Source organism: Flexivirga sp. B27, assembly GCF_052905685.1.
Map to the genome: position 1 here is coordinate 1 of NZ_JBPYUM010000001.1, position 24,013 is coordinate 24,013.

Here is a 24,013-nt window from a genome sequence, read left to right on the forward strand (position 1 = left end):
ATGCCGACCCTGTCCCAGCTCTGGGTCAAGCAGTGAGCTGAGGCTCGACCTCACATCCACCGGTGACCGGCGCGCTGAGCACCATCTCCGGCGCGCCGGTCACCGGCGGGTCACCATCTTTCTAGGAGCCACCACGTGATCGTCTACATCGCCCGACGATTGCTTCTCGCAATCTCGGTGCTGTTCGCGACAATCGTGCTGACCTTCGGCCTGTTCTTCACCGGACCCGCCAAGGACGGCGTCGCATACCAGATCTGCGGCACGAAGTGCACCAACCAGAAGGTGCACGACATCAACCATGCACTCGGCCTGGACAAGCCGGTCGTCTCGCAGTTCGGGACCTACGTCAAGGGTCTGGTCGCCGGGCGCGACATCACCAACGACGGACAGGTCACCGGACACTGTGACGCTCCCTGCCTCGGCTGGTCCTATGTGCAGAGCCAGTCCGTGACCGACCAGGTCAAGCAGGTCATGCCAGTGACCTTCGCCATCGTCTTTGGCGGGATGTTGATCTACATCCCGCTCGGGCTGCTGCTCGGTGTGGTGTGTGGACGCAACCGTGGCTCACCCCTCGACCGATTCCTGGTCGGCGCCTCACAGTTGATCAGCGCCACTCCCTACTACGCGGTGGCGCTGCTGCTGAACCTCTACCTGATCTTCACCTGGAAGATCCTGCCGGCCACCGGCTACACGCCGCTGACCGACGACCCGGGCGCGTGGTTCAAGGGGTTCATCTCGATCTGGATCATCTTCGGCCTGTTCGCGTCGATGGCCTACGTGCGTTTCGTGCGGGCCTTCATGATCAACACCCTGTCCAGTGACTTCGTGCGGACTGCACGATCGAAGGGCATCTCCGAGCGGCGCGTCGTCTGGCGACACGCGCTGCGCGCGACGATCGCGCCATACCTGACGCTGATCGGCGTCGAGGTCGCACTGCAATTGTCCGGATCGATCTTCACCGAGCAGGTCTTCAACGTGCGCGGTATCGGTCGTCTCGGCCTGGACGCGATCAGCACCAACGACCTGCCGGTCATCGCCGGCACCGTCCTGGTGGGTGCGACGTTCATCGTGCTCGGAAACCTCATCGTCGATCTGCTCTACGTTGCCGTCGACCCGACAGTGAAGCTGACATGACCCAGACCACAACACCACCGGCGGGCGATCCGGGCACTCATCGCCGTCCACCCCTGGACCCCAACGCTCCCGTCGTCCTCACCGTCGAGGACCTCAAGGTGCAGTTCCCGACCGAGGAAGGCCTGATCAGCGCGGTCAACGGCGTCTCCTACGAGGTGAAGGCCGGCCAGACGCTGGCCATCGTGGGGGAGTCCGGCTCGGGCAAGAGCGTGTCGTCGATGGCCGTGATGGGGTTGCACGACCCCAAGCGCAGCCGCATCGGTGGCTCGATCAAGCTCGATGGGCAGGAGCTCATCGGTGCCTCGCAGTCGGAGTTCCGCAAGCTGCGCAGCGAGACCGTCGCGATGATCTTCCAGGACCCGCAGTCGTCGCTGCATCCCTTCAAGAAGGTCGGCGCGCAGATCATGGAGGCCTACCTGGCGCACCACAAGGTGTCCAAGTCGGTCGCCGCGAAGCGTGCAGTGGAGATGCTCGACCGGGTCGGCGTGCCCAACCCGGACCGCCGCGCCAAGCAGTACCCCTTCGAGTTCTCCGGCGGTATGCGCCAGCGCGCGATGATCGCGCTCGGGTTGGTCAACGACCCGAAGCTGCTGATCGCCGACGAGCCCACGACCGCACTGGACGTCACGGTGCAGGCGCAGATCCTGGACCTGATGAACGACCTGCAGCGGGAGTTCGGCTCGGCGATCATCATGATCACCCACGACCTCGCGGTCGTCGCCGAGGTCGCGGACCACGTGCTGGTGATGTATGCCGGCCGCAGTGTCGAGCACGGGACGGCACAGGAGGTACTGGCCAATCCGCGGATGCCCTACACCTGGGGTCTGTTGAGCTCGGTGCCGTCGCTGAGCGCGGATGTCGGCTCCGACCTGAAGCCGATCCCGGGCAACCCGCCGAGCCTGCTGCATCTGCCGGACGGGTGCTCCTTCGCCCCTCGGTGCGGCTTCACCGATCGCGTGCCGGACAATCGGTGCGCGACCGAGATGCCGGAGTTCACCGAAGTGCCGGGTGAGCCGGGCCGACTCAGCCGTTGCCATCTGGCCGACCCTGCTGCGATCTTCGCCGAAGAAGTCGCCCCGAACTTGGAGTGATCGATGACTGACAACACCACCGACGAGGCCGGCGAAGCCGCCTCCGTCGACATCACCAAGTCCGCCGACCACGACACCAGCAACGACACTGAGACCACGGCGAGTCCCGTCGTCCACGAGTCGAAGCGTGACCGCGAGGTCCTGCTGACGGTCAAGGACCTCGTCAAGCACTTCCCGGTGAAGGAATACTCCGGGCTCTTCCCGAAGACGCTGCAGACCCGTGCGGTCGACGGAGTGAGCTTCGACCTGGCCAAGGGCGAGACCCTCGGCCTGGTGGGCGAGTCGGGCTGTGGCAAGACCACCACCGGACGGTTGGTGACCCGCTTGCTCGAGCCCACCGGCGGCTCGATCGAGTTCCAGGGCAAGGAGATCGCGCAGCTGAAGGAGAAGGACCTTCGCCCGATGCGCCGCGACATCCAGATGATCTTCCAGGACCCCTACGGTTCCCTGAACCCGCGCTTCACCGTGATGAAGATCATCGGTGCCCCGCTGGAGATCCACGGACTGGTGCCCAAGAACAAGATCAAGTCGCGCGTCCAGGAGCTGCTGGAGCTGGTCGGCCTGAACCCGGAGCACGTCAACCGCTACCCGAACGAATTCTCCGGCGGTCAGCGCCAGCGCATCGGCATCGCGCGGGCGTTGTCGGTGGAGCCGAAGGTCGTCGTGGCCGACGAACCGGTGTCGGCGCTGGACGTGTCGATCCAGGCGCAGGTCATGAACCTCATGAGCCAGCTGCGCCGCGACCTGGGCATCGCCTTCGTCTTCATCGCCCACGACCTCGGCATCGTCCGACACTTCTGTGACCGCGTCGCGGTGATGTACCTCGGCAAGGTCGTCGAACTCGGCGACCGGGAGGACATCTACGAGAAGCCGCAGCACCCCTACACCCAGGCGCTGCTGTCGGCCGCTCCGGACCTCAACGTCGTGCGTGGCGCTGTGCCGAACGAGCGGATCCGGCTGATCGGCGACGTGCCGAGCCCGATCGACCCGCCGAGCGGCTGCCGCTTCCGCACCCGCTGCTGGAAGGCGCAGGAGATCTGCGCCGCCGAGGAGCCGCTGCTGGAGCCGAGTGACACCAAGCCGGCGCACACGATCGCGTGCCACTTCCCGGAGGTGAAGTCCGACCTCACGGCCGAGGCGGACGCTTCCTGAGTCGCGCGGTGCGCGTCATACGTCAGAACGAGATCGGGCCCGTGCAGTCAACTGCGCGGGCCCGATCTCGTGCGACGTCGGGTGCATGCCTTCGGTAGGCTGGCCGCGATTATGGAACGAGATCGGACATGAGCGTTTCGCTCGGAGACATTGCCGGGATGATCGCCGCATTGGCGTTCGTCCTGTTCGTGCTGCGCATGGGCGCCGTGGTCGGCAAGGCCGGCAAGGTGCTCGACGAGACGCGGGCGGGAGTGCGCGAGATCACCGACGAGACCGTGCCGCTACTCCGCGAGGTCACCGACACCGTGGCCGCGACCGGCCAGCAGCTGTCCCGGCTGGACACCATCTCATCCAATGTCGCGACGATGACCACGAACGTCAGCGCGCTGACCTCGGTGGCGACCGCGACGGTCGGGCGGCCGCTCATCAAGATCGCAGCGTTCTCCTACGGCGTGCGCTCCGCGGTCGAGGGACGCCGGCTCAAGCCGGTCGATCCGGCACAGAAGGTCGGTGGGCGGTCATGAAGTGGCTGATCCCGATCGGAGCGATTGCGATCGGCGCCGTCATCGCGAGCCGGCCGAGCACCCGTGAGCAGGTGGCCGGTTTCCGCGACGAAGTCCGAAACGGCATGGGCGAGCGCGAGGCGCAACTGCGCGAGGTGCTCGCCATGGACACCCACCTGACGCTGCCCGGCGAGAAGGTCGACGAGGCGCGAGCTATCGAGGGCCATTGAGGCCCCGCTTCCGACCTGCTTGCTGCACAGACAGACACACGCTGACATGTGGTCTCGATACGGGCTCGCCTAGCGGCTCGCCCTACTCGACCAGCTTGAGCTGGCTAGCTTGAGTTGCTTACTCGGCCAGCGTGTCGAGACGTAAAGGAATTGATGATGGAAACCGCTGAGATCCGCCGACGTTGGCTGGACTATTTCGAGCGGAACAAGCACACCGTTGTGCCTTCCGCGCCCCTGATCTACGACGACCCGAACCTGCTTTTCGTCAACGCCGGCATGGTGCCGATGAAGCCCTACATGCTGGGCCAGCAGACGCCGCCGTGGCCGCGTGCCACGAGTGTGCAGAAGTGCGTGCGCACCGGCGACATCGAGGAGGTCGGCAAGACCTCTCGACACGTGACGTTCTTCCAGATGAACGGCAACTTCAGCTTCGGCGACTACTTCAAGGAAGGCGCCATCCGGCTGGCCTGGGGACTGATCTCGGCGTCGGTCGACGACGGCGGCTACGGTCTGGACCCCGAGCGCATCTGGCCGACGGTCTACACCGACGACGACGAGGCGTTCGCGATCTGGCACGAGCAGATCGGCATACCGATCGAGCGCATCACCCGGCGGGATGCCAACGACAACTACTGGCACATGGGTGTGCCCGGGCCGGGCGGACCCTGCTCGGAGCTGTTCTACGACCGTGGTCCGGAGTATGGCGCCGACGGTGGACCGGCGGTCGACGAGGACCGTTTCATGGAGTTCTGGAATCTGGTCTTCATGTCCGAGGAGCTATCCGCCGTCCGCAGCAAGCCCGACTTCGACGTCTCCGGTCCACTGCCCAAGCGCAACATCGACACCGGCATGGGCCTGGAGCGCATGGCGACGCTGCTGCAGGGCAAGGACAACATCTACGAGATCGACGAGGTCTACCCGGTGCTGGCCAAGGCGGCGGACATGACCGGCAAGGTCTACGGCGCGCACTCGGGGCACTCAGTGACTTCCAGCCACCCCGACGACGTGCACCTGCGCGTGGTCGCCGACCACGTGCGTTCGTCGCTGATGCTCATCGGCGACGGAGTGACCCCGGGCAACGAGGGCCGCGGCTACGTGCTGCGTCGGATGCTGCGGCGGGCTGTGCGTGCCATGCGGTTGCTGGGCTACCGCGACAAGGTCCTGCCGCAGTTGCTGCCGGTCAGCCTGGAGCGGATGAAGGCGTCATACCCCGAGCTGGCGACCGACTTCGGCCGGATCAGCCAGATCGCGTACGGCGAGGAGGACGCCTTCCGGCGCACGCTCGACCAGGGCACCACGATCCTGGACACCGCGGTGACCAAGGCCAAGCAGTCGTCCGCGGCGCTCGGCGGCAACAGCGCGCCGACGCTGCGCGGCTCCGAGGCTTTCGCGTTGCACGACACCTACGGTTTCCCGATCGACCTGACGCTGGAGATGGCTGCCGAGCAGGGCGTCGAGGTCGACCGTGACGGCTTCAACCGGTTGATGACCGAGCAGCGCGAACGCGCGAAGGCGGACGCGAAGGCCAAGAAGAGCGGCCACGCGCACACCGAGATCTGGAAGGAGCTGCGCGAGCTCGGGGCGACCGACTGGCAGGCCTACCAAGCGCTTTCGACCGAAGGCAAGGTCGTGGGTCTGGTGTCCGACGGGCAGCGGGTCGACGGACTCGAGCAGGGCGCGACCGGCCAGGTCGTGCTCGACCGGACGACGTTCTATGCCGAGTCCGGTGGTCAGATCGCCGACGAGGGCATCATCACCACACCGAGCGGACAGCTGCGGGTGCTCGACGTCCAGCGCCCGGTCAAGGGCCTGGTCGTGCACACCGTCGAGGTGGCGTCCGGCGAGGTCAAGGTCGGCGAGGAGGTCGAGGCCCAGGTCGACCCCGACTGGCGCATCTCGGCCTGTCAGGCGCACTCCGGCACGCACGTCGTGCACGCGGCGCTGCGCCAGGTGCTCGGCCCGTCGGCGCTGCAGAGCGGCTCCTACAACAAGCCCGGCTACCTGCGGCTCGACTTCGCCTGGAACAGCGCGCTGTCGGCCGAAACCCGTTCGGAGATCGAGGAGGTCGCCAACCTGGCGGTGCGGCAGGACCTGCCGGTCTCCTCGCAGTACATGACGCTGCCCCAGGCACGCGAGTGGGGCGCGCTGGCCCTCTTCGGCGAGACGTATGACGAGCAGGTCCGCGTCATCGAGATCGGTGGCCCCTGGTCGCGCGAGCTGTGTGGTGGCACCCACGTCGCGCACTCCTCGCAGGTCGGCGCGCTCACCCTGACCGGTGAGTCGTCGGTCGGCTCCGGCGTCCGCCGGGTCGAGGCGTTCGTCGGCATGGACGCGTTGCGCTACCTGGCCAAGGAGCGCGCGATCGTCGCCGAGCTCGGCCGCCTGGTGAAGGCACAGCCCGGCGAGTTGCGCGAGCGGGTCGAGGAGCTGCTGACCCGGGTCAAGACCGCGGAGCGCGAGATCGCGACACTGCGCCAGCAGCAACTGCAGGCGCAGGCCGGTGATCTGGTCGCCGGTGCGAACGACATCGGGGGAGTGCGCGTGCTCACCCATGACGGCGGCGAGCTGAGCGCGGACGACGTGCGCTCGCTGGCGACCGGGCTGCGTGACCGGCTCGGCGACCAGGCTCCGGCCGTCGTCGCCGTGACCGGCTCGGCGAAGGGCCGGCCGCTGGTGGTCGTTGCGACCAACGCCCGTGCCCGGGACCGCGGCATCAAGGCCGGCGACCTGGTGCGGACCGCTGCCGGCGTGCTCGGCGGCGGTGGCGGCGGCAAGCCGGACATCGCCCAGGGCGGCGGCACCGACTCCTCCGCGGTGGGCGCCGCGCTGGAAGCGGTCGAGAGCCAGCTGCACACGCTCGCCGGGGTGCAGTGAGTCGCTCGGCGAGGCTGCGATGAGACAGGGCATCCGGATCGGCGTCGACGTGGGCAGTGTCCGCGTCGGCGTCGCCGTGTGCGATCCCGGTGGCGCCGTCGCGACGCCGCTGGACACCTTGCGGCGGGCCGGGGACGAGTCCGACATACAGCAACTGGCCGACCTGGCCGCCGAACGCTCCGCCATCGAGGTGGTGGTGGGGTTGCCGCTGTCGCTGGACGGCACCGAGCGGGCGGCCGCCGAGGCCGCGCGCGGGTGGGCCAAGGCGCTGCGTCGTCGGGCACCCCGGTTGCCGGTCCGGCTGATCGACGAGCGTATGACGACCGTGGACGCACACCGGGCGATGCGCGCCAGCGGGTTGCATGAGCGACAGCGACGAGAAGTGGTCGATCAACAAGCAGCTGTGCTGATCCTGCAAGCCGCGCTTGACGCGGAGCGAGTTTCGGGCCAGCCTGCCGGGGAACTTGTCGGTGGGCGCAAGCCACGTCACTCCCGGACAGACAGCGAAAGGCGACCGTGAGCACTCCCTCAGACAGGCACTCTTCGAGCGAGGCGGCTCCACGCACTCGCCGGGAAGCCCGGGAACGTGCCCGACGTGCCGCAGCTGCCGGCGCCGCCTCGGATACGCCGAGGGGTGCCGCACCGGAATCCCGCCGGAAGAGCACGAGCGACAGATCGGCAGGACCGACCAGATCGAGAGGATCGGCTCGCCCCGCCGCGTCCCGACCGGCCGCCCGCCGCACACCGCCGGTGGACTCCTCACAGGACGAGACCACCGAGTTCGTCGCCGCCTCCGTCGGGCGAGAGCCGGCATCGGATGACGGTGAGTGGACCGGTTTCCACGACTGGACGCCCGTGGAGGACGACCAGATCGACGGTCAGCGCGTTTCCTACGAGGAGTTGCAGCGCCATCGGCGTCGCCGGGCCGGCCGCTCGTGCCTGCTGCTGGTGGTGCTCATGGTGGTCGCGCTGGCCGGTGCCGGTTATGCGGCCAGCAAGGTCGGGCGGGTCAGCCTGCCCGGCATGAAGCAGACCGACCCCGACTACAAGGGCAAGGGCAGCGGCTCGGTCACCATCGTGGTCAAGGAGGGCGACTCCGGCGCCGCCATCGCCCAGGCGCTGCTGAAGGCGGGCGTGGTGAAGTCGACAGGTGCCTTCGTGCAGGCTGCGGGCGCCAGCCGCGACTTCGGCTCGATCCAGCCGGGCAGCTACACCCTGCACAAGAAGATGAGCGCGCAGGCCGCGCTGGCGATGATGCTCGACCCCAAGAGCTTCAAGAGCAACGGCATCACGATCCCTGAGGGTCTCTGGGCGCAGGAGGTCTTCAAGCTGCTGTCGAAGCGGACCGGGGTGCCGCTGGCGGACTACCAGAAGGTCACCGCCGCCTCGGTCGGGCTGCCCGCAGCCGCCAAGGGTCACCTGGAGGGTTACCTCTTCCCGTCGACATACAACTTCGGTAAGGACTCCACGGCGCAGCAGCAGCTGACCAAGATGGTTTCCGAATGGCGCAAGAAGGTCGAGCCGTTGCACATCCCGGAGAACAAGCTGCACGACGTGATGGTGCGGGCGTCGCTGGTGGAGGCCGAGTCCCGGCTGACCTCTGATGGACCGAAGGTCTCCCGGGTGATCGAGAACCGCGTCGAGCAGGGTATGCCGCTGCAACTGGACTCCACGATCCATTACGCCGAGAAGCAGCGCGGGACCATCACCACGACCGACAAGCAGCGCAACAAGGAAGGTCCCTACAACTCCTACCTCAACACCGGGATGCCGCCGACGCCGATCAACAGTCCGGGACTGGCGGCGATCAAGTCGGCGCTGCACCCGGCGGACGGCAAGTGGCTCTACTTCGTGACCGTCGATCCGCAGACCGGCAAGACGCTGTTCGCGGACACCTACGAGGAGCAGCAGAAGAACGAGAAGGCATTCCACTCGTGGTGCAAGCAGCACTCGGGCAAGTGCTGACCCGGCACCGCGCTGCGGTCCTCGGCAAGCCGATCGCCCACTCGCTGTCCCCGGTGCTGCACCGGGCGGCATACGAGGCAATGGGTATGTCGGACTGGTCCTACGACCTGCGCGAGTGCGACGCGGCGTCGTTGCGTGAGCTGATCGACGGGATGGGCCCGACCTGGCGCGGCCTGTCGCTGACGATGCCGCTGAAGGAGGAGGCGCTGCTGATCGCCGACTCCTCCAGCGACGTCGCCCGCCGGACCGGGGCGGTCAACACGCTCATCCGGGACGGCAACGGCTGGCACGGGGAGAACACCGACGTCCTCGGCATCCGTGAGGCGCTGCGGAACGCCGGGGTCGGGGAGCGCGCGGTCCCGCGGGCGGTGCTCGTCGGGTCCGGAGCCACGGCACGCTCAGCGCTGGCCGCGCTGGCCGACCTGCAGATCCCCGAGGTCGTCTTCGTCGTACGCAAGCAGGTGCGCGCCTCCACGCTCGCGCAGGCACACGACCACGGCTTCCGGGTGGTGGTCCTCAGCCAGGCAGAGAACGAGACCGAGGGCGCCGCCGCGGTCCTGGAGGCGCCGCTGGTGGTCAGCACGACTCCGGCCGGTGCCGCGGACTCGCTGGCCGACACCATGGCGCAGCTGGGCGTCGCGGCCGATGCGGCCGCGACCGGGAAGGTCCTGCTCGACGTCGTCTATGCCGACTGGCCGACCGAACTCGCGAGCACGGCTGCGGCATACGGCGCTCGCATCGTGCCGGGGATCGAGATGCTGATCCACCAGGGGGCTGCGCAGTTCGAGCTGATGACCGGTCGCCCCGCGCCGTTGGATGTCATGCAGCGTGCCGGTCGGGCGGCCAGCGGTTTCGGCGAGTAGCTCTCGGCGGGCAGGTTCGGCGAACAAGTCGCGACTCTCGCGGATCGGTCGCGCGTCCCGGCATACGGCGGCGGCATACGGGCGCCCGGGGCGCCATGAAAAGATCGGCGGCATGCTTCGTTGGCTGACTGCAGGTGAATCCCACGGCCCGGAACTCACCGCGGTGATCGACGGTCTGCCCGCCGGGGTCACCGTCAGTGCGCAGGACCTGGCCGATGCACTCGCCCGACGCCGGCTCGGCTACGGTCGCGGCGCCCGGATGAAGTTCGAGCAGGACCAGGTGTCGTTCACCGGGGGAGTCCGGCACGGCAGCACGCTCGGCTCACCCGTCGCGATCACCATCGGCAACACCGAGTGGCCCAAGTGGCAGGCGGTGATGAGTCCCGAGCCGGTCGACCCGTCCGACCTGGCCGCTTCGTCCGACGTCGGAGCGTCCGGCGAGCTGGCCCGCAACCGTCCGCTGACCCGCCCGCGGCCCGGGCACGCCGACCTGGTCGGGATGCAGAAGTACGGCTTCGACGAGGCGCGGCCGGTGCTGGAGCGGGCGTCCGCCCGCGAGACCGCCGCACGCGTCGCGCTCGGCCGGGTGGCAGCGGCCTTCCTGGAGCAGGCGCTCGGCATCCGGCTGGTGTCGCACACAGTCGCCATCGGCGGCGAGGAGGTCGCCGACGACGCTCCACTGCCCGGTCCGGACGACGTCGCGGCACTGGACGCCGACCCGGTGCGCTCGCTCGACGCGGATGCGTCCGGGCGGATGGTGGCGGCTGTCGACGCGGCGAAGAAGGACGGTGACACGCTCGGCGGGGTCGTCGAGGTCCTTGCGTATGGCGTGCCGCCCGGCCTCGGCTCGCACGTGCACGGCGACCGGCGGCTGGACGCCCAGTTGGCCGGTGCACTGATGGGCATCCAGGCGATCAAGGGTGTCGAGGTCGGTGACGGCTTCCGCACGGCTGCCCGCCGCGGGTCGGTCGCGCACGACGAGATCGTCCGCGAGGACGGTCGGATCCGCCGCGAGACCAATCGTGCCGGCGGCACCGAGGGCGGTATGTCGACCGGGGAGGTGCTGCGGGTGCGCGCGGCCATGAAGCCGATCTCGACGGTGCCACGCGCGTTGCGGACGGTCGATGTCGCGACCGGTGAGGACGCGACCGCCATACACCAGCGCTCGGACGTGTGCGCGGTGCCGGCCGCCGGCGTCGTCGCGGAGGCGATGGTCGCGCTGGTGCTGGCCAAGGAGGCGCTGGAGAAGTTCGGCGGCGACAGTGTGCCCGAGGTCGCGCGGAACCACGCGGCATACCTCGCGGCGATCCCGGAGCTTCAGCGATGAGTGACGAGCAGCGCACGCCGGCAGTGGTGCTGATCGGCCCGCCCGGCGCCGGCAAGACGACCGTCGGCCGATTGGTCGCCGAGCAGCTCGGGCTGGACTTCGTCGACACCGACGAACTGGTCGAGGCCGAGCAGGGTATGTCGATCTCGGACATCTTCGTCGAGCAGGGTGAGCCGCGGTTCCGCGAACTCGAGGCCGACGCAGTGCGACGCGCCGCCGCCGGTGGCGGCGTCGTCGCAGTCGGCGGTGGTGCTCCGATGACGCCTGCGACCGCGAAGTTGCTCGAGGGACTTCCTGTGGCGTTCCTCAGCGTCACGATCGCCGACGCCGCCGGTCGGGTCGGTTTCTCCGCCGCACGGCCACTGCTCGCGGTCAACCCCAGGGCGGCATGGACCCGGATGATGGGGGAGCGTCGCCCGACCTACGAGCGGCTGGCGACCTGGGTGGTCGAGACCGACGGCCGCACCGCCGACGACGTTGCCGGCGAAGTGACCTCGAGGGTTCGCGAATCATGAGTGACACCACCGTGATCCGAGTCGGCGACGACTACGACGTGATCATCGGCAACGGCGTGCTCGACCAGGTCGTCGCGCAGGTGCCGGACGGCGCGCAACGCGTGCTGATCGTGCATGCGCCGGTCATGGCCGACACCGCCCGACGGATCGCCTCCGCTGCGGCGGACTCCGGGCTACAGGCTGTCGTCGAGCTGCTCCCGGATGCCGAGGCCGCCAAGACCGCGGACGTGGCAGTCCGGTTGTGGTCGGTGCTCGCCGACGCTGGCTTCACCCGCACCGACGCCGTCATCGCAGTGGGTGGCGGTGCGACCACCGACCTCGGCGGATTCGTCGCGGCGACCTGGTTGCGTGGCGTCGCGGTGGTGCAGGTGCCCTCGACAGTGCTGGGCATGGTGGACGCCGCGGTCGGCGGCAAGACCGGCATCAACATCCCCGAGGGCAAGAACCTCGTCGGGTCCTTCCACCCGCCGGCTGCCGTGGTCTGCGACCTGGACCTGCTGCGCACGCTGCCGCAGGCGGACCTGGCGGCAGGGCTGGCCGAGGTGGTGAAGTGCGGTTTCATCTCGGACACCCGGATCCTGGAGCTGGCCGCGGATCCCGTTGCAGCCACTGACGTTTCGGGCGCGGTGTTGCCGGAGCTGATCGCGCGCGCCGTGCAGGTCAAGGCGGAGGTGGTCGCCGCGGACCTGAAGGAAGCCGGACTGCGGGAGATCCTCAACTACGGGCACACCTTCGCGCATGCGATCGAGCAGGTGTCCGGCTTCAGCTGGCGGCACGGCGACGCCGTGGCGGTCGGCATGGTCTATGTCGCGGAGCTGTCGCGCCGCGCGGGCCTGATCGGCGAGGGCCTGGTCGACCAGCACCGAAAGGCGTTGCAGTCGCTGGGATTGCCGACGGCATACCCCGTTGACGGCGACGCGGGCGAGCGGTGGTCGGCGTTGCGTGCGGCAATGGGCCGGGACAAGAAGACCCGCGGCTCGACGCTGCGCTTCGTTGCGCTGACCGGTCTCGGTGCGCCGACCCGGCTCAGCGGTCCCGACGAGGCGATGTTGCGGGACGCGTTCGACGCCGTGCGGGCCTGAGCACGACGCTCAGCGCGTCGCGAGCTGCCGACGCCGTGCCAGCAGCCGCTTGCCGCTGAGCTGTGCGAGCAGCCACTCCAGCGGCCCCTGACCGACCAGCCGCGCCCACGCCCAACTCAGCACCAGGCACAGCACGATGAACACGACCGCAGGACGCCAGCCGAATGGAAGCCAAGCGGGTGCGTGGTGCACCAGGATCCGCAGCAGCGGGAACTGCAGGGCGTATGCCGACAGCGCGACCGTCCCGATCACGGCGATGGGGCGCAACACCGCCCGTGCAGCGGTGCCGAGCGGTGCCCGTGCGCCGGCGGCGACACACACGACCGCGAAGGCGATGGTGCACAGAGCCAGGTCGTGAGTGTTGTCGATCCAGCGGCCGGGTTCGGCGGACAGGTGCAGCGCCTTGCCGGCCAGCCAGCCGATGGCACCCGACACCCCGATGACGAACGTGAGCTGCAAGGTGCGCGCACGGGTGTGCCCCACGCGGCCGATGAACACTCCGAGCAGGAAGAGCGGGAGCAGGCCGGTCAGCCGGTAATGCGAGTCACTGAGCACGTAGAAGCGCAGCCAGTGCAGTGGTTCGTGCCAGTCCGCGGTGTCGGGGTCGGTGCCGGGCAGCGTGTTGGCGAGCTGGGCGACCCAGGTCACGACGGCGAGCAGGGCCAGGTGCCGTGGCCGGAGGAACATCAGGAACGCGCCGACGAGAGCAGTGAGCCCGAGTGGCTGCAACACCAACGCGATCCAGACGTCGAACTTCAGCAGCAGCTCGCCGATCACGACCAACAGCACCGCGCGCACCGCGAAGTGGGCGATCGTCGGCCACTTCTCCTGCCGACGTTCCCGCTGACGTTCGATGACACCGCGGGCGACCAGGCCAGCCGACACACCCATCACGAGTCCGAAGAGTGGTGACGCCAGGTCGTTGATTTCGCCGATCAGGCGGTTCAACGGGGCCGGTGCGACGAACCACGGGTGGGAGTGGGCGATGACCATCGCGACGATCGCCAGGCCGCGTGCGGCGTCCAGGCCGAGGTCCCGGGCCCGCGGCGCGTGACCGGTGCTCACGGGGGTCACAGGGCTGACAGGGCTCACGGGCAGCGAGTATGGCGCACTGGCCGCCCGTCAGGGCGTCATACGACGGCTCGATCGGCGTAGCGTGCTGCAGATGCGGATCTTCACCCAGCAGGCCGACATCACCACGCTGAAGGTGGATGCGGTTGTCAACGCTGCGAATTCGTCACTCATGGGCGGCGGGGGAGTCGACGGCGCGATCCACCGCGCCGGCGGTCCGGACATCCTGCGGGAGTGTCGCGAGCTGCGGGAGACGCGGTTCCCGGACGGGCTGCCCACCGGGCAGGCGGTGGCAACGACCGCGGGGAACCTCCCGGCGCGCTGGGTGATCCACGCGGTCGGGCCGGTGCACAGCAGGACCGAGGACCGGTCGGCGCTGTTGGCCGGCTGCTATCGCGAGTCGCTGCGGGTCGCCGACGAGCTGGGCGCCGAGTCTGTCGCGTTCCCAGCGGTGTCCGCAGGCATCTATGGCTGGCCGATGCAGGATGCCGCGCGGATCGCGGTGCACACGGTCCGGGGCACGGACTGCGCGGTGCGTGAGGTCACCTTCGCGTTGTTCTCGGCTGACGCGCTCGCGGCGTTCGAGGCTGCGTTGGCGGACGCGTGACGCGGCATACCGCGCGAAACCGTTAGACTGCTGCCCTCCCGCTGCTTTGTGCGGCTGCCTCGCGCCCTGATGGAGGGGTTCGCGCAGCGACAGCCCGGCATACGTCCTCGGGGGCCGACAGCATCCGTCGAACGTCCGTCGAAACCGAAAGAGAAGAGCGAAACGTGGCATCCACCAACGACCTGAAGAACGGCTTGGTCCTCAAGATCGACAACCAGCTGTGGTCAGTGGTCGAGTTCCAGCACGTCAAGCCCGGCAAGGGCCCGGCGTTCGTGCGCACCAAGCTGAAGAACGTCCTGTCCGGCAAGACCGTCGACAAGACCTTCAACGCGGGCGTCAAGGTGGAGACCGCCAACGTCGACCGGTCGGACATGCAGTACCTCTACAACGACGGCACCGACTACATCTTCATGGACACCAAGACCTACGACCAGCTGCCGATCGCCGCTGACACCGTGGGCAAGGCGGCCGACTACCTGCTGGAGAACCAGGAAGCCATCGTCGCCCAGCACGACGGCACCGCGCTGTATGTCGAGCTCCCCGCCTCGGTGGTGCTCGAGATCACCCACACCGAGCCGGGCCTGCAGGGCGACCGCTCGTCGGGTGGCACCAAGCCGGCGACGCTGGAGACCGGCGCCGAGATCCAGGTGCCGCTCTTCCTGGAGCAGGGCACCAAGGTCAAGGTCGACACCCGTGACGGCTCCTACCTGGGCCGCGTCAGCTGACAATGCCGCAGACGCCCGACACCTCCGCCCGCCGGGGCTCGCGCAGCAAGGCGCGCAAGAAGGCGCTCGACCTGCTCTTCGAGGCCGAGCAGCGCGGGGTCAACGCTCGAGAGCTGGTCGACCAGCGGGTCGACGTGCCCACCACGCAGACTCCGCTGCCGGACTACACCGTGCAGATCGTGCGCGGCGTGGTCGACCACTGGGCCGCGATCAACGATGCGCTGCAGACCTACAGCTCCAGTGACTGGCCGCCCGAGCGGATGCCCGCGGTCGACCGGTCGTTGCTGCGCGCGGCCACGTGGGAGCTGGTGTGGGCCGAGGGTGTCGACGCTCCCGTAGTGATCTCCGAAGCCGTCAAGCTGGCACAAGAGTTGTCGACCGACAGCTCGCCGAAGTTCGTCAACGGACTGCTGGCGAAGATCGCCGCGGTCAAGCAGTCCCTCGTCTGACGGAGCCGTTCGAGGCTTCGGTGGGTCCTAGTGCGTATGACGAAACCCGCTTCATCGCCGACGGCGACCGATTCGCCTGCGGCTGACGGACATGCGGCTTCTCCCGGCCGTCCACCACGCACCCCGCGGTGGGCGGTCGTCGATCTGCTGCGAGGTCTCGCGATCATCGCGGTGGTGTTGTTCCACCTCGTCTGGGACCTCGGGGACCTGGGGTTCATCTCCTGGCGGATCAGCGCGCACGAGTCCGGCAAGATCATCGCGCACACCATCGCGAGCTCGTTCCTCTTCCTCGTCGGAGTCTCGCTGGTGCTGGCGCATCGGCGGGGGATCCGCTGGAAATCGTTCTGGCGCAGGGAGATCCAGCTGATTGCGCTCGGGCTGGTGATCACCGGATTCAGTGCGATCTTCGAGCCGGACCAACTGGTCACCTTCGGGATCCTGCAGGCCATCGCGGTGGTGTCGCTGCTCGCATTGCCGACAGTGCGCGCACCACGGGTCGTGCCATGGCTGCTCGCCGCGGTCGCCGTCGTGCTCCCGCTGGTCGTGCACCTGCCGGGCCGGTCGCCGTGGGTGTCCTGGACCGGCCTTGCCGAAGGCACCCGGCCGTCCTTGGACTGGCAGCCTGTGCTGCCGTGGGTCGCGGTGACCTTCGTAGGTGTCGGCCTGATGCGGTGGGTGCTGGACCTGGCCGGTGCGGCGACCGTCCCGGGCGAGGAAGTCGCGACAGTCGCGAGTGTGTCGTCGGAATCGGCTGTCTCGAGCGAGGAAGTCGCGACAGTCGCGAGAGTGCGTGCGTGGCGGCCCGCACCGGGGCCACTGCAGTGGGTGGGCGTGCTCGGGCGGCATACGCTCTCGATCTATGTGCTCCACCAGCCCGTGCTGTATGGCGCGCTCTGGCTGATCAGCTGACCCACGACCCTGCGACTTCGCCCGCCCACCCACTTCGCCGAGAGGCCCCCGGTTGCTCGAGAGGCCCGGCGATTTGGGCCGATTTCGCCCGGAATCGGCGGGCCTGTCGGTGATCGGGGGGCCTGTCGGCGAATCAGTGGGTGGACGTGGCGCGGGCCACATCGGCGTCAGCGGTACTCTTGCCGCGTTCGACATCCTTTAACGATTCCGTCCTGTGAGGCGGCGAAGGAGGTCCCGACGCATGGAGCGTCCTGACTCTGCTGTGCCCAGGCCCGCGGGTGACCCGCCCGGCCGCATCGTTCTCACTTCTTCCGACATCTCCCGTGCTCTCCGGCGCATTGCGCACGAGATCGTCGAGCACAACAAGGGTGTGGGGGACCTGGTGGTCCTCGGCATTCCGACCCGCGGGGAGACGCTCGCCCGACGCATCGTGACGTTGCTGCGCGAGATCGAGGGTGCCGACGTGCCGGTGGGCACGCTCGACACCACGATGTACCGCGACGACCTGCGCAGCCAGCCGACCCGGGCGGTCGGCGCCACCACGATCCCGGAGGGCGGGGTCGACGGTAGGACCGTCGTGCTCGTCGACGACGTCCTCTACTCCGGTCGCACGGTGCGAGCCGCGCTGGACGCCCTCGGCGACCTCGGGCGGCCGCAAGCGGTGCGCCTGGCCGTGCTGGTCGACCGCGGCCACCGCGAGTTGCCCATCCGCGCCGACCACGTGGGCAAGAACCTCCCGACGGCGCGGTCCGAGCGGGTCAGTGTCCGGCTCGAGGACCCGGACGGTGTCGAGGAAGTCCGCATTTCAGCAGCGGAGGGGACGGCATGAAGCACCTGTTGTCGGCGGCCGACCTGAGCCGGGACGACGCACTGCAGATCATGGACACCGCCGCCCAGATGCACGACGTGCAGCGGCGTGAGGTCAAGAAGCTGCCGGTGTTGCGCGGCCGCACGGTGGTCAATCTCTTCTTCGAGGACTCCACCCGCACCCGGTCGTCATTCGAGATTGCCGGCAAATGGCTCTCGGCCGACGTCATCAACGTCTCGGCCAAGGGATCCTCGGTGAGCAAGGGCGAGTCGCTGCGGGACACCGTGATGACGGTGGCGGCCATGGGCGTCGACGCCCTCGTCATACGCCACCACGCGAGCGGGGCGCCGCAGCAGGTGACCGACTGGGTCGACGCGATCGTGGTCAACGCCGGTGACGGCACCCACGAGCACCCGACCCAGGCACTGCTGGACGCCTACACCATGCAGGCCCGCCTGGGTGACCTCGCGGGAAAGCACGTCGGCATTGTCGGGGACCTCACCCACTCGCGGGTCGTGCGCAGCAACCTGCTCCTGTTGCGCACCCTCGGCGCCGAGGTCACTCTCGTGGCGCCGCCGACGCTGATGCCCAGCGGAATCGCGGATTGGTCTGCGGTTGAAGGCTTTTCCTACAGCTACGACTTCGACGAAGTGCTCCCGAAACTGGATGCGGCGATGATGCTGCGCGTCCAGAAGGAGCGTATGACGGGCGGCTTCTTCCCCACACCGCGTGAATACACGGTCGGCTACGGGCTGACCCGTGACCGGCTTCGCGCGTTGCCGGAGCACGCGGTGATCTGTCACCCGGGCCCGATGAACCGCGGCCTGGAGATCACCGCGGATGCCGCGGACGAAGCTCGCTCCCTCGTCCTCGACCAGGTCTCCGCAGGTGTGGCCGTCCGGATGAGTGTGCTCTACCACCTGCTCGGAGGCGAGGCATGACGAACTATCTGATCAAGGGTGCCGACCTGCTCGGCACAGGGCGGAAGGATCTGCTGATCCAGGACGGTCTGATCGCCGAGGTCGGCAGCCCGACCGCCGAGGGCGCGACGGTCATCGACGCCGACGGGCTCGTCGCGCTGCCCGGGCTGGTCGACCTGCACACGCACCTGCGTGAGCCGGGCCGGGAGGACGCCGAGACGATCCGCACCGGGTCGGCCGCTGCTGCAGCGGGTGGCTTCACGGCGGTGCTCGCCATGGCCAACACCAACCCGGTGACCGACACCGCCGAAGCGGCCGAGCGGGTGCTCGACCTCGGCACGGCCTGCGGGCTGGTTGACGTGCAGCCGGTTGGTGCCGTGTCGAAAAGCCTTGCGGGAGAAGAGCTTGCCGAGCTCGGCCTGATGGCTCGAAGCCGCGCCAACGTGCGGGTCTTCTCCGACGACGGCAAGTGCGTGCACGATGCACGGCTGATGCGACGAGCGCTCGAATACGTCAAGACATTCGGCGGGGTCGTCTCCCAGCACGCGCAGGAGCCGCGCCTGGCGGACGGCGCCGCCTGCTGCCACGAAGGTGAACTGTCCGGGCGGCTCGGATTGCCGGGCTGGCCGGGCGTCGCCGAAGAAGTCATCGTCGCCCGCGACGTGATGCTCGCTCGACACACCGGCTCACGCGTGCACATTGCGCACGTGTCGACGGCGGGGTCGGTCGAGGTGATCCGGTGGGCCAAGTCCCAGGGCATCGCAGTGACCGCCGAAGTGACGCCGCATCACCTGATGCTCGACACGACCCGGCTGACCGACTACGACCCGACCTACAAGGTCAACCCGCCGCTGCGTCCCGAGGAAGACATCGCCGAGCTGCGAAAAGCATTGGCGGACGGCACGATCGACGCGGTCGCCACCGACCATGCACCGCACGCACGGCACGACAAGGAGCACGCGTTCGCCGAGGCGGCGTTCGGCATGCTTGGCCTGGAGCAGGCGCTGCAGGTCGTCAACACCGTCATGGTGCAGCCCGGCCTGATGACCTGGGCACAGGTCGCCGAGACCATGTCGACCGCGCCGGCGCGCATCGCCGGACTGGGCGGGCACGGTCGCCCGCTGGCCGCAGGGGAGCCGGCCAACATCACACTGATCGACCCGACCGCCACTGTCGAGGTCGACCGCGCCGACTCGCACTCCCTGTCGCGCAACAACCCGTGGCATCAGATGCAGCTCACCGGTCGGGTGCAGTCCACGCTGCTGCGTGGCCGGCCCACCCTGCTCAATCAGGAGGTTTCAGCATGACGACCCACACCGATCCACTGACCGGACGTGGCCGCGCGACGCTGGTCCTCGAGGACGGCACCGCCTTCACGGGACTGGCCTACGGCGCCATCGGTGAGACGTATGGCGAGGCGGTCTTCTCCACCGGGATGACCGGATACCAGGAGACCCTGACGGACCCGAGCTACCACCGGCAGGTCGTCGTGATGACCGCGCCGCACATCGGCAACACCGGCGTCAACGACGAGGACGCGGAGTCCGGACGCATCTGGGTGAGCGGGTATGTCGTGCGCGATCCCGCACTCCGCCCGTCGAACTGGCGATCCCAGCGCACGCTCGAGGACGAGCTCGTCGAGCAAGAGATCGTGGGCATCTGCGACGTCGACACCCGTGCGCTGACCCGGCACCTGCGTGAGTCCGGCGCGATGCGGGTGGGCATCTTCTCGCACACCGACGAGTCGGCCGAGACGCTGGCGCAGCGGGTGCGGGAGCAGCCGCAGATGGCCGGCTCCGAGCTCGCGTCCGAGGTCAGCACGAAGGAGACGTATGTCGTGCCGGCACAGGGCGATCGGCGCTTCACCGTGGCGGCGGTGGACCTCGGCATCAAGGGGATGACACCGCGCCGGCTCGCCGAGCGCGGCATCGATGTCCATGTGCTGCCGGCGGACTGCACCTTCGACCAGATCCAGCAGGTGAACCCGGACGGGGTCTTCTTCTCCAACGGTCCCGGTGACCCCTCGACAGCCCCCCAGGTGGAGGTGCTGCGCCAGGTGCTGGAGTCGGGAGTTCCCTTCTTCGGGATCTGCTTCGGCAACCAGCTGCTGGGTCGGGCACTCGGGTTCGGCACCTACAAGCTGAAGTACGGCCACCGTGGCATCAACCAGCCGGTGCTCGATCGCACCACCGGCAAGGTCGAGGTGACGGCGCACAACCACGGCTTCGCGGTCGACGCACCGCGGGACGGCGAGCCTGTGCAGGCTCCCGCGGGGGAGCAGTTCGGCCGGGTGCGCGTGTCGCACATCGGCCTCAACGACAACGTGGTCGAGGGGCTGGAATGCCTTGATATTCCTGCCTTTTCGGTGCAGTACCACCCGGAGGCGGCGGCCGGGCCACATGACGCGGCATACCTCTTCGACAGATTCGTGGAGCTGCTCGCGAAGCACTCCACCAGCAAGACCAAGGAGAACAACTGATGCCGAAGCGGGATGACATCAAGAGCGTGCTGGTCATCGGGTCAGGCCCGATCGTCATCGGCCAGGCATGCGAGTTCGACTACTCCGGCACCCAGGCGTGCCGCGTGCTGCGCGAGGAGGGCCTGCGGGTCGTTCTGGTCAACTCCAACCCGGCGACGATCATGACCGACCCGGAGTTCGCCGATGCGACCTACGTCGAGCCGATCACTCCGGACGTCGTGGAGTCGGTCATCGCCAAGGAGCGCCCGGACGCGGTGCTGGCGACCCTGGGCGGCCAGACGGCGCTGAACACCGCGATCGCGCTGCACGAGGCCGGTGTGCTGGACAAGTACAACTGCCCGCTGATCGGTGCGAGCGTCGAGGCCATCCAGCTGGGTGAGGACCGCGAGCGGTTCAAGGGCGTCGTCGAGCGCTGTGGTGCCGAGTCGGCCGACTCGATCATCTGCCACACGATGGACGAATGCATCGCAGCCGCAGCGAAGCTCGGCTACCCGATGGTGGTCCGCCCGTCGTTCACGATGGGCGGCCTCGGCTCCGGTTTCGCGTATGACGAAGCAGACCTGCGACGCATCGCCGGCGCCGGCCTGCACGCCAGCCCGACCACCGAGGTGCTCCTGGAGGAGTCGATCCTCGGCTGGAAGGAGTACGAGCTGGAGATCATGCGCGACCACGCCGACAACGTTGTGGTCGTGTGCTCCATCGAGAACGTCGACCCGGTAGGTGTGCACACAGGGGACTCGATCACGGTGGCCCCGGCACTGACCCTCACCGACCGCGAATACCAGAAGATGCGCGACGTCGGCATCGCCGTCATCCGGGAGGTGGGCGTCGAGACCGGTGGCTGCAACATCCAGTTCGCGATCGACCCCGAGACCGGCCGGATGATCGTCATCGAGATGAACCCGCGAGTGTCGCGTTCGTCGGCATTGGCTTCCAAGGCAACGGGATTCCCGATCGCGAAGATCGCCGCGAAGATGGCGATCGGTTACACCCTCGACGAGGTGCCCAACGACATCACGCGGGAGACCCCGGCGAGCTTCGAGCCCACGCTCGACTACGTCGTGGTCAAGGTGCCGCGCTTCGCCTTCGAGAAGTTCCCGGCCGCCGACCCGACACTCACCACCACGATGAAGTCGGTCGGTGAGGCGATGGCGATCGGCCGCAACTTCACCGAGGCGCTGCAGAAGGCGCTGCGCTCGCTGGAGCGTAAGGGCGCGGCGTTCCACTGGGATCCGGACAACGCCCCGAGTCGTGAGATGGGCCAGGCGTTGCTGGAGCAGGCAGCCACACCGACCGACGGCCGAATCGTGTTGGTGCAGCAGGCTCTTCGTGCCGGGCTGACCGTGGAAGAGGTCTTCGACGGCACCAAGATCGACCCCTGGTTCCTCGACCAGATCCAGCTGATCAACCGGATGGCGGAGATCATCGCCGACGCGGAGCAGCTGACGCCGGAGTTGCTGCGGCTGGCCAAGCGGCACGGCTTCTCCGACGCGCAGATCGCGCAGCTGGCCCGGATGCCCGAGGCCGTCGTGCGAGGCCTGCGCTACGCACTCGGTGTCCGCCCGGTCTACAAGACGGTCGACACCTGCGCGGCCGAGTTCGCCGCCCAGACGCCCTACTACTACTCCAGTTACGACCAGGAGTCCGAGCTCCTGCCGCGCGAGCGTCCGGCGGTGCTCATCCTCGGCTCAGGCCCCAACCGGATCGGGCAGGGCGTCGAGTTCGACTACTCGTGTGTGCACGCGTCATTCGCCTTGCAAGACAAGGGTTTCGACACGATCATGGTCAACTGCAACCCCGAGACGGTGTCGACCGACTACGACACCTCCAGCCGCCTCTACTTCGAGCCGCTGACGCTGGAGGACGTCCTCGAGGTCTTCTACGCCGAGCAGCAGGCCGGGCCCGTGGCGGGTGTGATCGTGCAGCTCGGTGGCCAGACGCCGCTGGGCCTGGCGCAGGCGTTGAAGGACGCGGGTGTGCCGATCGTCGGCACGACGCCGGAGGCCATCGACCTCGCCGAGGACCGCGGAGCGTTCGGACGTGTCCTCACCGAGGCGGACCTGCCGTCGCCGAAGCACGGCACGGCATACAGCGTCGACGAGGCTCTCGCCGTTGCGCGGGAGATCGGCTACCCGGTGCTGGTGCGGCCGTCATACGTCCTCGGTGGTCGGGGCATGGAGATCGTGTATGACGACGTGACGCTTACCGACTACGTCACGCGTGCGACTGAGGCGTCCAGCGAACACCCGGTGCTGGTCGACCGGTTCCTGGACGACGCGATCGAGATCGACGTCGATGCGCTCTTCGACGGTGTGGACATGTATCTCGGCGGCATCATGGAGCACATCGAGGAGGCCGGGATCCACTCCGGCGACTCGGCGTGCACGCTGCCGCCGGTCACGCTGGGCGCCGAGGAGATCGAGCGGGTGCGCACCTCGACCCGCGCTCTGGCGGAGGGCGTCGGAGTGCGCGGGTTGATCAACGTGCAGTTCGCGCTGGCACAGGACACGCTCTATGTGTTGGAGGCCAATCCCCGTGCGAGCCGGACGGTTCCGTTTGTCGCGAAGTCCACGGGGGTCCCGCTGGCGAAGGCCGCGGCGCGGGTCATGCTCGGCGAGTCCATCCAGGAGTTGCGGGACAGCGGGTTGCTGCCGGCGACCGGCGACGGCGGCATGCTGCCGGCGGACTCGGCGATCGCGGTCAAGGAGGCGGTGCTGCCGTTCAAGCGCTTCCGCACCCACGAGGGCGCGGTCGTCGACAGCCTGCTGGGGCCTGAGATGCGGTCCACCGGTGAGGTGATGGGCTTCGACGACAACTTCGGTGCGGCCTTCGCCAAGAGCCAGTTGAGCTCGGTCACCGGATTGCCACGGGAGGGTTCGGTCTTCGTCTCGGTGGCCAACCGTGACAAGCGCGCGATGATCTTCCCGGTGAAGCGACTGGCCGACCTGGGCTTCCACATCCTGGCGACTGCCGGCACCGCAGATGTCTTGCGGCGCAACGACATCGAGGCCGAGGTCGTGCGCAAGCACAGCGAAGGCATCGGCCCGCAGGGCGAGCTGACCATCGTGGACCGGATCGAGCAGGGCGACGTCGCGATGGTGGTCAACACCCCGTCCGGACAGGGCGCCCGCGAGGACGGCTACGCCATCCGTGCCGCGACCACGAGCATGGACCGGCCGATCATCACGACGGTGCAGCAACTCGCTGCCGCGGTCCAGGGCATCGAGGCGCAGCTGGCCGGACCCTTCCGGGTCAAGCCGCTGCAGGATCACGCGCGCGATCTCAACCTCTTCGGGCGGAGCTGAGCGC

At 68.4% G+C, this 24,013-nt stretch carries 22 protein-coding genes; 21 read left to right on the top strand and 1 reads right to left on the bottom strand.

Features of this window, described 5'->3' with window-relative positions; genetic code table 11:
* Positions 1-135 precede the first annotated feature (135 nt).
* The 12 genes from ACSZL9_RS00005 to aroB all read left to right on the top strand — a co-directional run bounded on the left by ACSZL9_RS00005 (position 136) and on the right by aroB (position 12,736).
* Positions 136-1,134, top strand: a complete 999-nt coding sequence (locus tag ACSZL9_RS00005) for an ABC transporter permease (RefSeq protein ID WP_446663403.1) — start codon at positions 136-138, stop codon at positions 1,132-1,134.
* Positions 1,131-2,225 carry an ABC transporter ATP-binding protein gene (locus ACSZL9_RS00010; RefSeq protein ID WP_446663404.1) on the top strand — a complete coding sequence of 365 codons (1,095 nt, stop codon included), beginning with the start codon at positions 1,131-1,133 and terminating at the stop codon, positions 2,223-2,225. Before ACSZL9_RS00005 ends, ACSZL9_RS00010 begins: the two co-directional genes overlap by 4 nt.
* Before the next feature lie 3 nt (positions 2,226-2,228).
* Positions 2,229-3,377, top strand: a complete 1,149-nt coding sequence (locus tag ACSZL9_RS00015; RefSeq protein ID WP_446663405.1) for an ABC transporter ATP-binding protein — start codon at positions 2,229-2,231, stop codon at positions 3,375-3,377.
* Positions 3,378-3,505: 128 nt separating this feature from the next.
* The gene (locus ACSZL9_RS00020; RefSeq protein WP_446663406.1) at positions 3,506-3,901 is read left to right on the top strand and encodes a DUF948 domain-containing protein; all 396 of its coding nucleotides are present in this window, start codon (positions 3,506-3,508) and stop codon (positions 3,899-3,901) included.
* Positions 3,898-4,110 (top strand): hypothetical protein, encoded by a 213-nt coding sequence (locus ACSZL9_RS00025; RefSeq protein ID WP_446663407.1) that lies wholly within the window; start codon positions 3,898-3,900, stop codon positions 4,108-4,110. Before ACSZL9_RS00020 ends, ACSZL9_RS00025 begins: the two co-directional genes overlap by 4 nt.
* Positions 4,111-4,266: 156 nt before the next feature.
* Positions 4,267-6,984, top strand: coding sequence for an alanine--tRNA ligase (gene alaS, locus ACSZL9_RS00030; protein WP_446663408.1), 2,718 nt, complete (start codon positions 4,267-4,269; stop codon positions 6,982-6,984).
* Positions 6,985-7,003: 19 nt separating this feature from the next.
* Positions 7,004-7,504 (top strand): Holliday junction resolvase RuvX, encoded by a 501-nt coding sequence (gene ruvX, locus ACSZL9_RS00035; protein ID WP_446663409.1) that lies wholly within the window; start codon positions 7,004-7,006, stop codon positions 7,502-7,504.
* Between the two features lie 230 nt (positions 7,505-7,734).
* Positions 7,735-8,949, top strand: a complete 1,215-nt coding sequence (gene mltG, locus ACSZL9_RS00040; RefSeq protein WP_446663410.1) for an endolytic transglycosylase MltG — start codon at positions 7,735-7,737, stop codon at positions 8,947-8,949.
* The gene (locus tag ACSZL9_RS00045) at positions 8,919-9,812 is read left to right on the top strand and encodes a shikimate dehydrogenase (protein ID WP_446663411.1); all 894 of its coding nucleotides are present in this window, start codon (positions 8,919-8,921) and stop codon (positions 9,810-9,812) included. Before mltG ends, ACSZL9_RS00045 begins: the two co-directional genes overlap by 31 nt.
* 112 nt (positions 9,813-9,924) lie before the next feature.
* Positions 9,925-11,139 carry a chorismate synthase gene (gene aroC, locus ACSZL9_RS00050; RefSeq protein ID WP_446663412.1) on the top strand — a complete coding sequence of 405 codons (1,215 nt, stop codon included), beginning with the start codon at positions 9,925-9,927 and terminating at the stop codon, positions 11,137-11,139.
* Positions 11,136-11,654 (top strand): shikimate kinase, encoded by a 519-nt coding sequence (locus ACSZL9_RS00055; protein ID WP_446663413.1) that lies wholly within the window; start codon positions 11,136-11,138, stop codon positions 11,652-11,654. Before aroC ends, ACSZL9_RS00055 begins: the two co-directional genes overlap by 4 nt.
* On the top strand, positions 11,651-12,736 hold the full coding sequence (gene aroB, locus ACSZL9_RS00060) for a 3-dehydroquinate synthase (protein ID WP_446663414.1): 1,086 nt from the start codon (positions 11,651-11,653) through the stop codon (positions 12,734-12,736). Before ACSZL9_RS00055 ends, aroB begins: the two co-directional genes overlap by 4 nt.
* Positions 12,737-12,745: 9 nt before the next feature.
* On the opposite strand, the gene ACSZL9_RS00065 is transcribed toward aroB, so the two are convergent.
* The gene (locus tag ACSZL9_RS00065; RefSeq protein WP_446663415.1) at positions 12,746-13,801 is read right to left on the bottom strand and encodes an acyltransferase family protein; all 1,056 of its coding nucleotides are present in this window, start codon (positions 13,799-13,801) and stop codon (positions 12,746-12,748) included.
* 100 nt (positions 13,802-13,901) lie between these two features.
* Between ACSZL9_RS00065 and ACSZL9_RS00070 the strand changes: the two genes are divergently transcribed.
* The 9 genes from ACSZL9_RS00070 to carB all read left to right on the top strand — a co-directional run bounded on the left by ACSZL9_RS00070 (position 13,902) and on the right by carB (position 24,009).
* Positions 13,902-14,414 carry an O-acetyl-ADP-ribose deacetylase gene (locus ACSZL9_RS00070; RefSeq protein ID WP_446665086.1) on the top strand — a complete coding sequence of 171 codons (513 nt, stop codon included), beginning with the start codon at positions 13,902-13,904 and terminating at the stop codon, positions 14,412-14,414.
* A 164-nt stretch (positions 14,415-14,578) separates the two neighbouring features.
* The gene (gene efp, locus ACSZL9_RS00075; RefSeq protein WP_446663416.1) at positions 14,579-15,139 is read left to right on the top strand and encodes an elongation factor P; all 561 of its coding nucleotides are present in this window, start codon (positions 14,579-14,581) and stop codon (positions 15,137-15,139) included.
* A 2-nt stretch (positions 15,140-15,141) separates the two neighbouring features.
* Positions 15,142-15,588 (top strand): transcription antitermination factor NusB, encoded by a 447-nt coding sequence (nusB, locus tag ACSZL9_RS00080; RefSeq protein ID WP_446663417.1) that lies wholly within the window; start codon positions 15,142-15,144, stop codon positions 15,586-15,588.
* A 36-nt stretch (positions 15,589-15,624) separates the two neighbouring features.
* Positions 15,625-16,497 carry a DUF1624 domain-containing protein gene (locus tag ACSZL9_RS00085; protein WP_446663418.1) on the top strand — a complete coding sequence of 291 codons (873 nt, stop codon included), beginning with the start codon at positions 15,625-15,627 and terminating at the stop codon, positions 16,495-16,497.
* A gap of 241 nt (positions 16,498-16,738) precedes the next feature.
* Positions 16,739-17,326, top strand: a complete 588-nt coding sequence (gene pyrR / locus ACSZL9_RS00090) for a bifunctional pyr operon transcriptional regulator/uracil phosphoribosyltransferase PyrR (RefSeq protein ID WP_446663419.1) — start codon at positions 16,739-16,741, stop codon at positions 17,324-17,326.
* Positions 17,323-18,246, top strand: coding sequence for an aspartate carbamoyltransferase catalytic subunit (locus ACSZL9_RS00095; RefSeq protein WP_446663420.1), 924 nt, complete (start codon positions 17,323-17,325; stop codon positions 18,244-18,246). The genes pyrR and ACSZL9_RS00095 overlap by 4 nt, the downstream gene beginning before the upstream one ends.
* Entirely contained in the window at positions 18,243-19,532 is a 1,290-nt protein-coding gene (locus ACSZL9_RS00100; protein WP_446663421.1) for a dihydroorotase, read from the top strand. The genes ACSZL9_RS00095 and ACSZL9_RS00100 overlap by 4 nt, the downstream gene beginning before the upstream one ends.
* Positions 19,529-20,704 (top strand): glutamine-hydrolyzing carbamoyl-phosphate synthase small subunit, encoded by a 1,176-nt coding sequence (carA, locus tag ACSZL9_RS00105; RefSeq protein ID WP_446663422.1) that lies wholly within the window; start codon positions 19,529-19,531, stop codon positions 20,702-20,704. Before ACSZL9_RS00100 ends, carA begins: the two co-directional genes overlap by 4 nt.
* On the top strand, positions 20,704-24,009 hold the full coding sequence (gene carB, locus ACSZL9_RS00110; RefSeq protein ID WP_446663423.1) for a carbamoyl-phosphate synthase large subunit: 3,306 nt from the start codon (positions 20,704-20,706) through the stop codon (positions 24,007-24,009). The genes carA and carB overlap by 1 nt, the downstream gene beginning before the upstream one ends.
* The last annotated feature ends 4 nt before the right edge of the window (positions 24,010-24,013 follow it).

Bases quoted from the DNA above. Each gene is read 5' to 3' on its own strand.
- aroC (WP_446663412.1), top strand. From the start codon at position 9,925: ATGCTTCGTTGGCTGACTGCAGGTGAATCCCACGGCCCGGAACTCACC.
- ACSZL9_RS00010 (WP_446663404.1), top strand. From the start codon at position 1,131: ATGACCCAGACCACAACACCACCGGCGGGCGATCCGGGCACTCATCGC.
- aroB (WP_446663414.1), top strand. From the start codon at position 11,651: ATGAGTGACACCACCGTGATCCGAGTCGGCGACGACTACGACGTGATC.
- pyrR (WP_446663419.1), top strand. From the start codon at position 16,739: ATGGAGCGTCCTGACTCTGCTGTGCCCAGGCCCGCGGGTGACCCGCCC.
- ACSZL9_RS00085 (WP_446663418.1), top strand. From the start codon at position 15,625: ATGACGAAACCCGCTTCATCGCCGACGGCGACCGATTCGCCTGCGGCT.
- ACSZL9_RS00100 (WP_446663421.1), top strand. From the start codon at position 18,243: ATGACGAACTATCTGATCAAGGGTGCCGACCTGCTCGGCACAGGGCGG.
- ruvX (WP_446663409.1), top strand. From the start codon at position 7,004: ATGAGACAGGGCATCCGGATCGGCGTCGACGTGGGCAGTGTCCGCGTC.
- ACSZL9_RS00070 (WP_446665086.1), top strand. From the start codon at position 13,902: ATGCGGATCTTCACCCAGCAGGCCGACATCACCACGCTGAAGGTGGAT.
- ACSZL9_RS00095 (WP_446663420.1), top strand. From the start codon at position 17,323: ATGAAGCACCTGTTGTCGGCGGCCGACCTGAGCCGGGACGACGCACTG.
- ACSZL9_RS00020 (WP_446663406.1), top strand. From the start codon at position 3,506: ATGAGCGTTTCGCTCGGAGACATTGCCGGGATGATCGCCGCATTGGCG.
- ACSZL9_RS00025 (WP_446663407.1), top strand. From the start codon at position 3,898: ATGAAGTGGCTGATCCCGATCGGAGCGATTGCGATCGGCGCCGTCATC.
- alaS (WP_446663408.1), top strand. From the start codon at position 4,267: ATGGAAACCGCTGAGATCCGCCGACGTTGGCTGGACTATTTCGAGCGG.
- carB (WP_446663423.1), top strand. From the start codon at position 20,704: ATGCCGAAGCGGGATGACATCAAGAGCGTGCTGGTCATCGGGTCAGGC.
- carA (WP_446663422.1), top strand. From the start codon at position 19,529: ATGACGACCCACACCGATCCACTGACCGGACGTGGCCGCGCGACGCTG.
- ACSZL9_RS00055 (WP_446663413.1), top strand. From the start codon at position 11,136: ATGAGTGACGAGCAGCGCACGCCGGCAGTGGTGCTGATCGGCCCGCCC.
- ACSZL9_RS00015 (WP_446663405.1), top strand. From the start codon at position 2,229: ATGACTGACAACACCACCGACGAGGCCGGCGAAGCCGCCTCCGTCGAC.
- nusB (WP_446663417.1), top strand. From the start codon at position 15,142: ATGCCGCAGACGCCCGACACCTCCGCCCGCCGGGGCTCGCGCAGCAAG.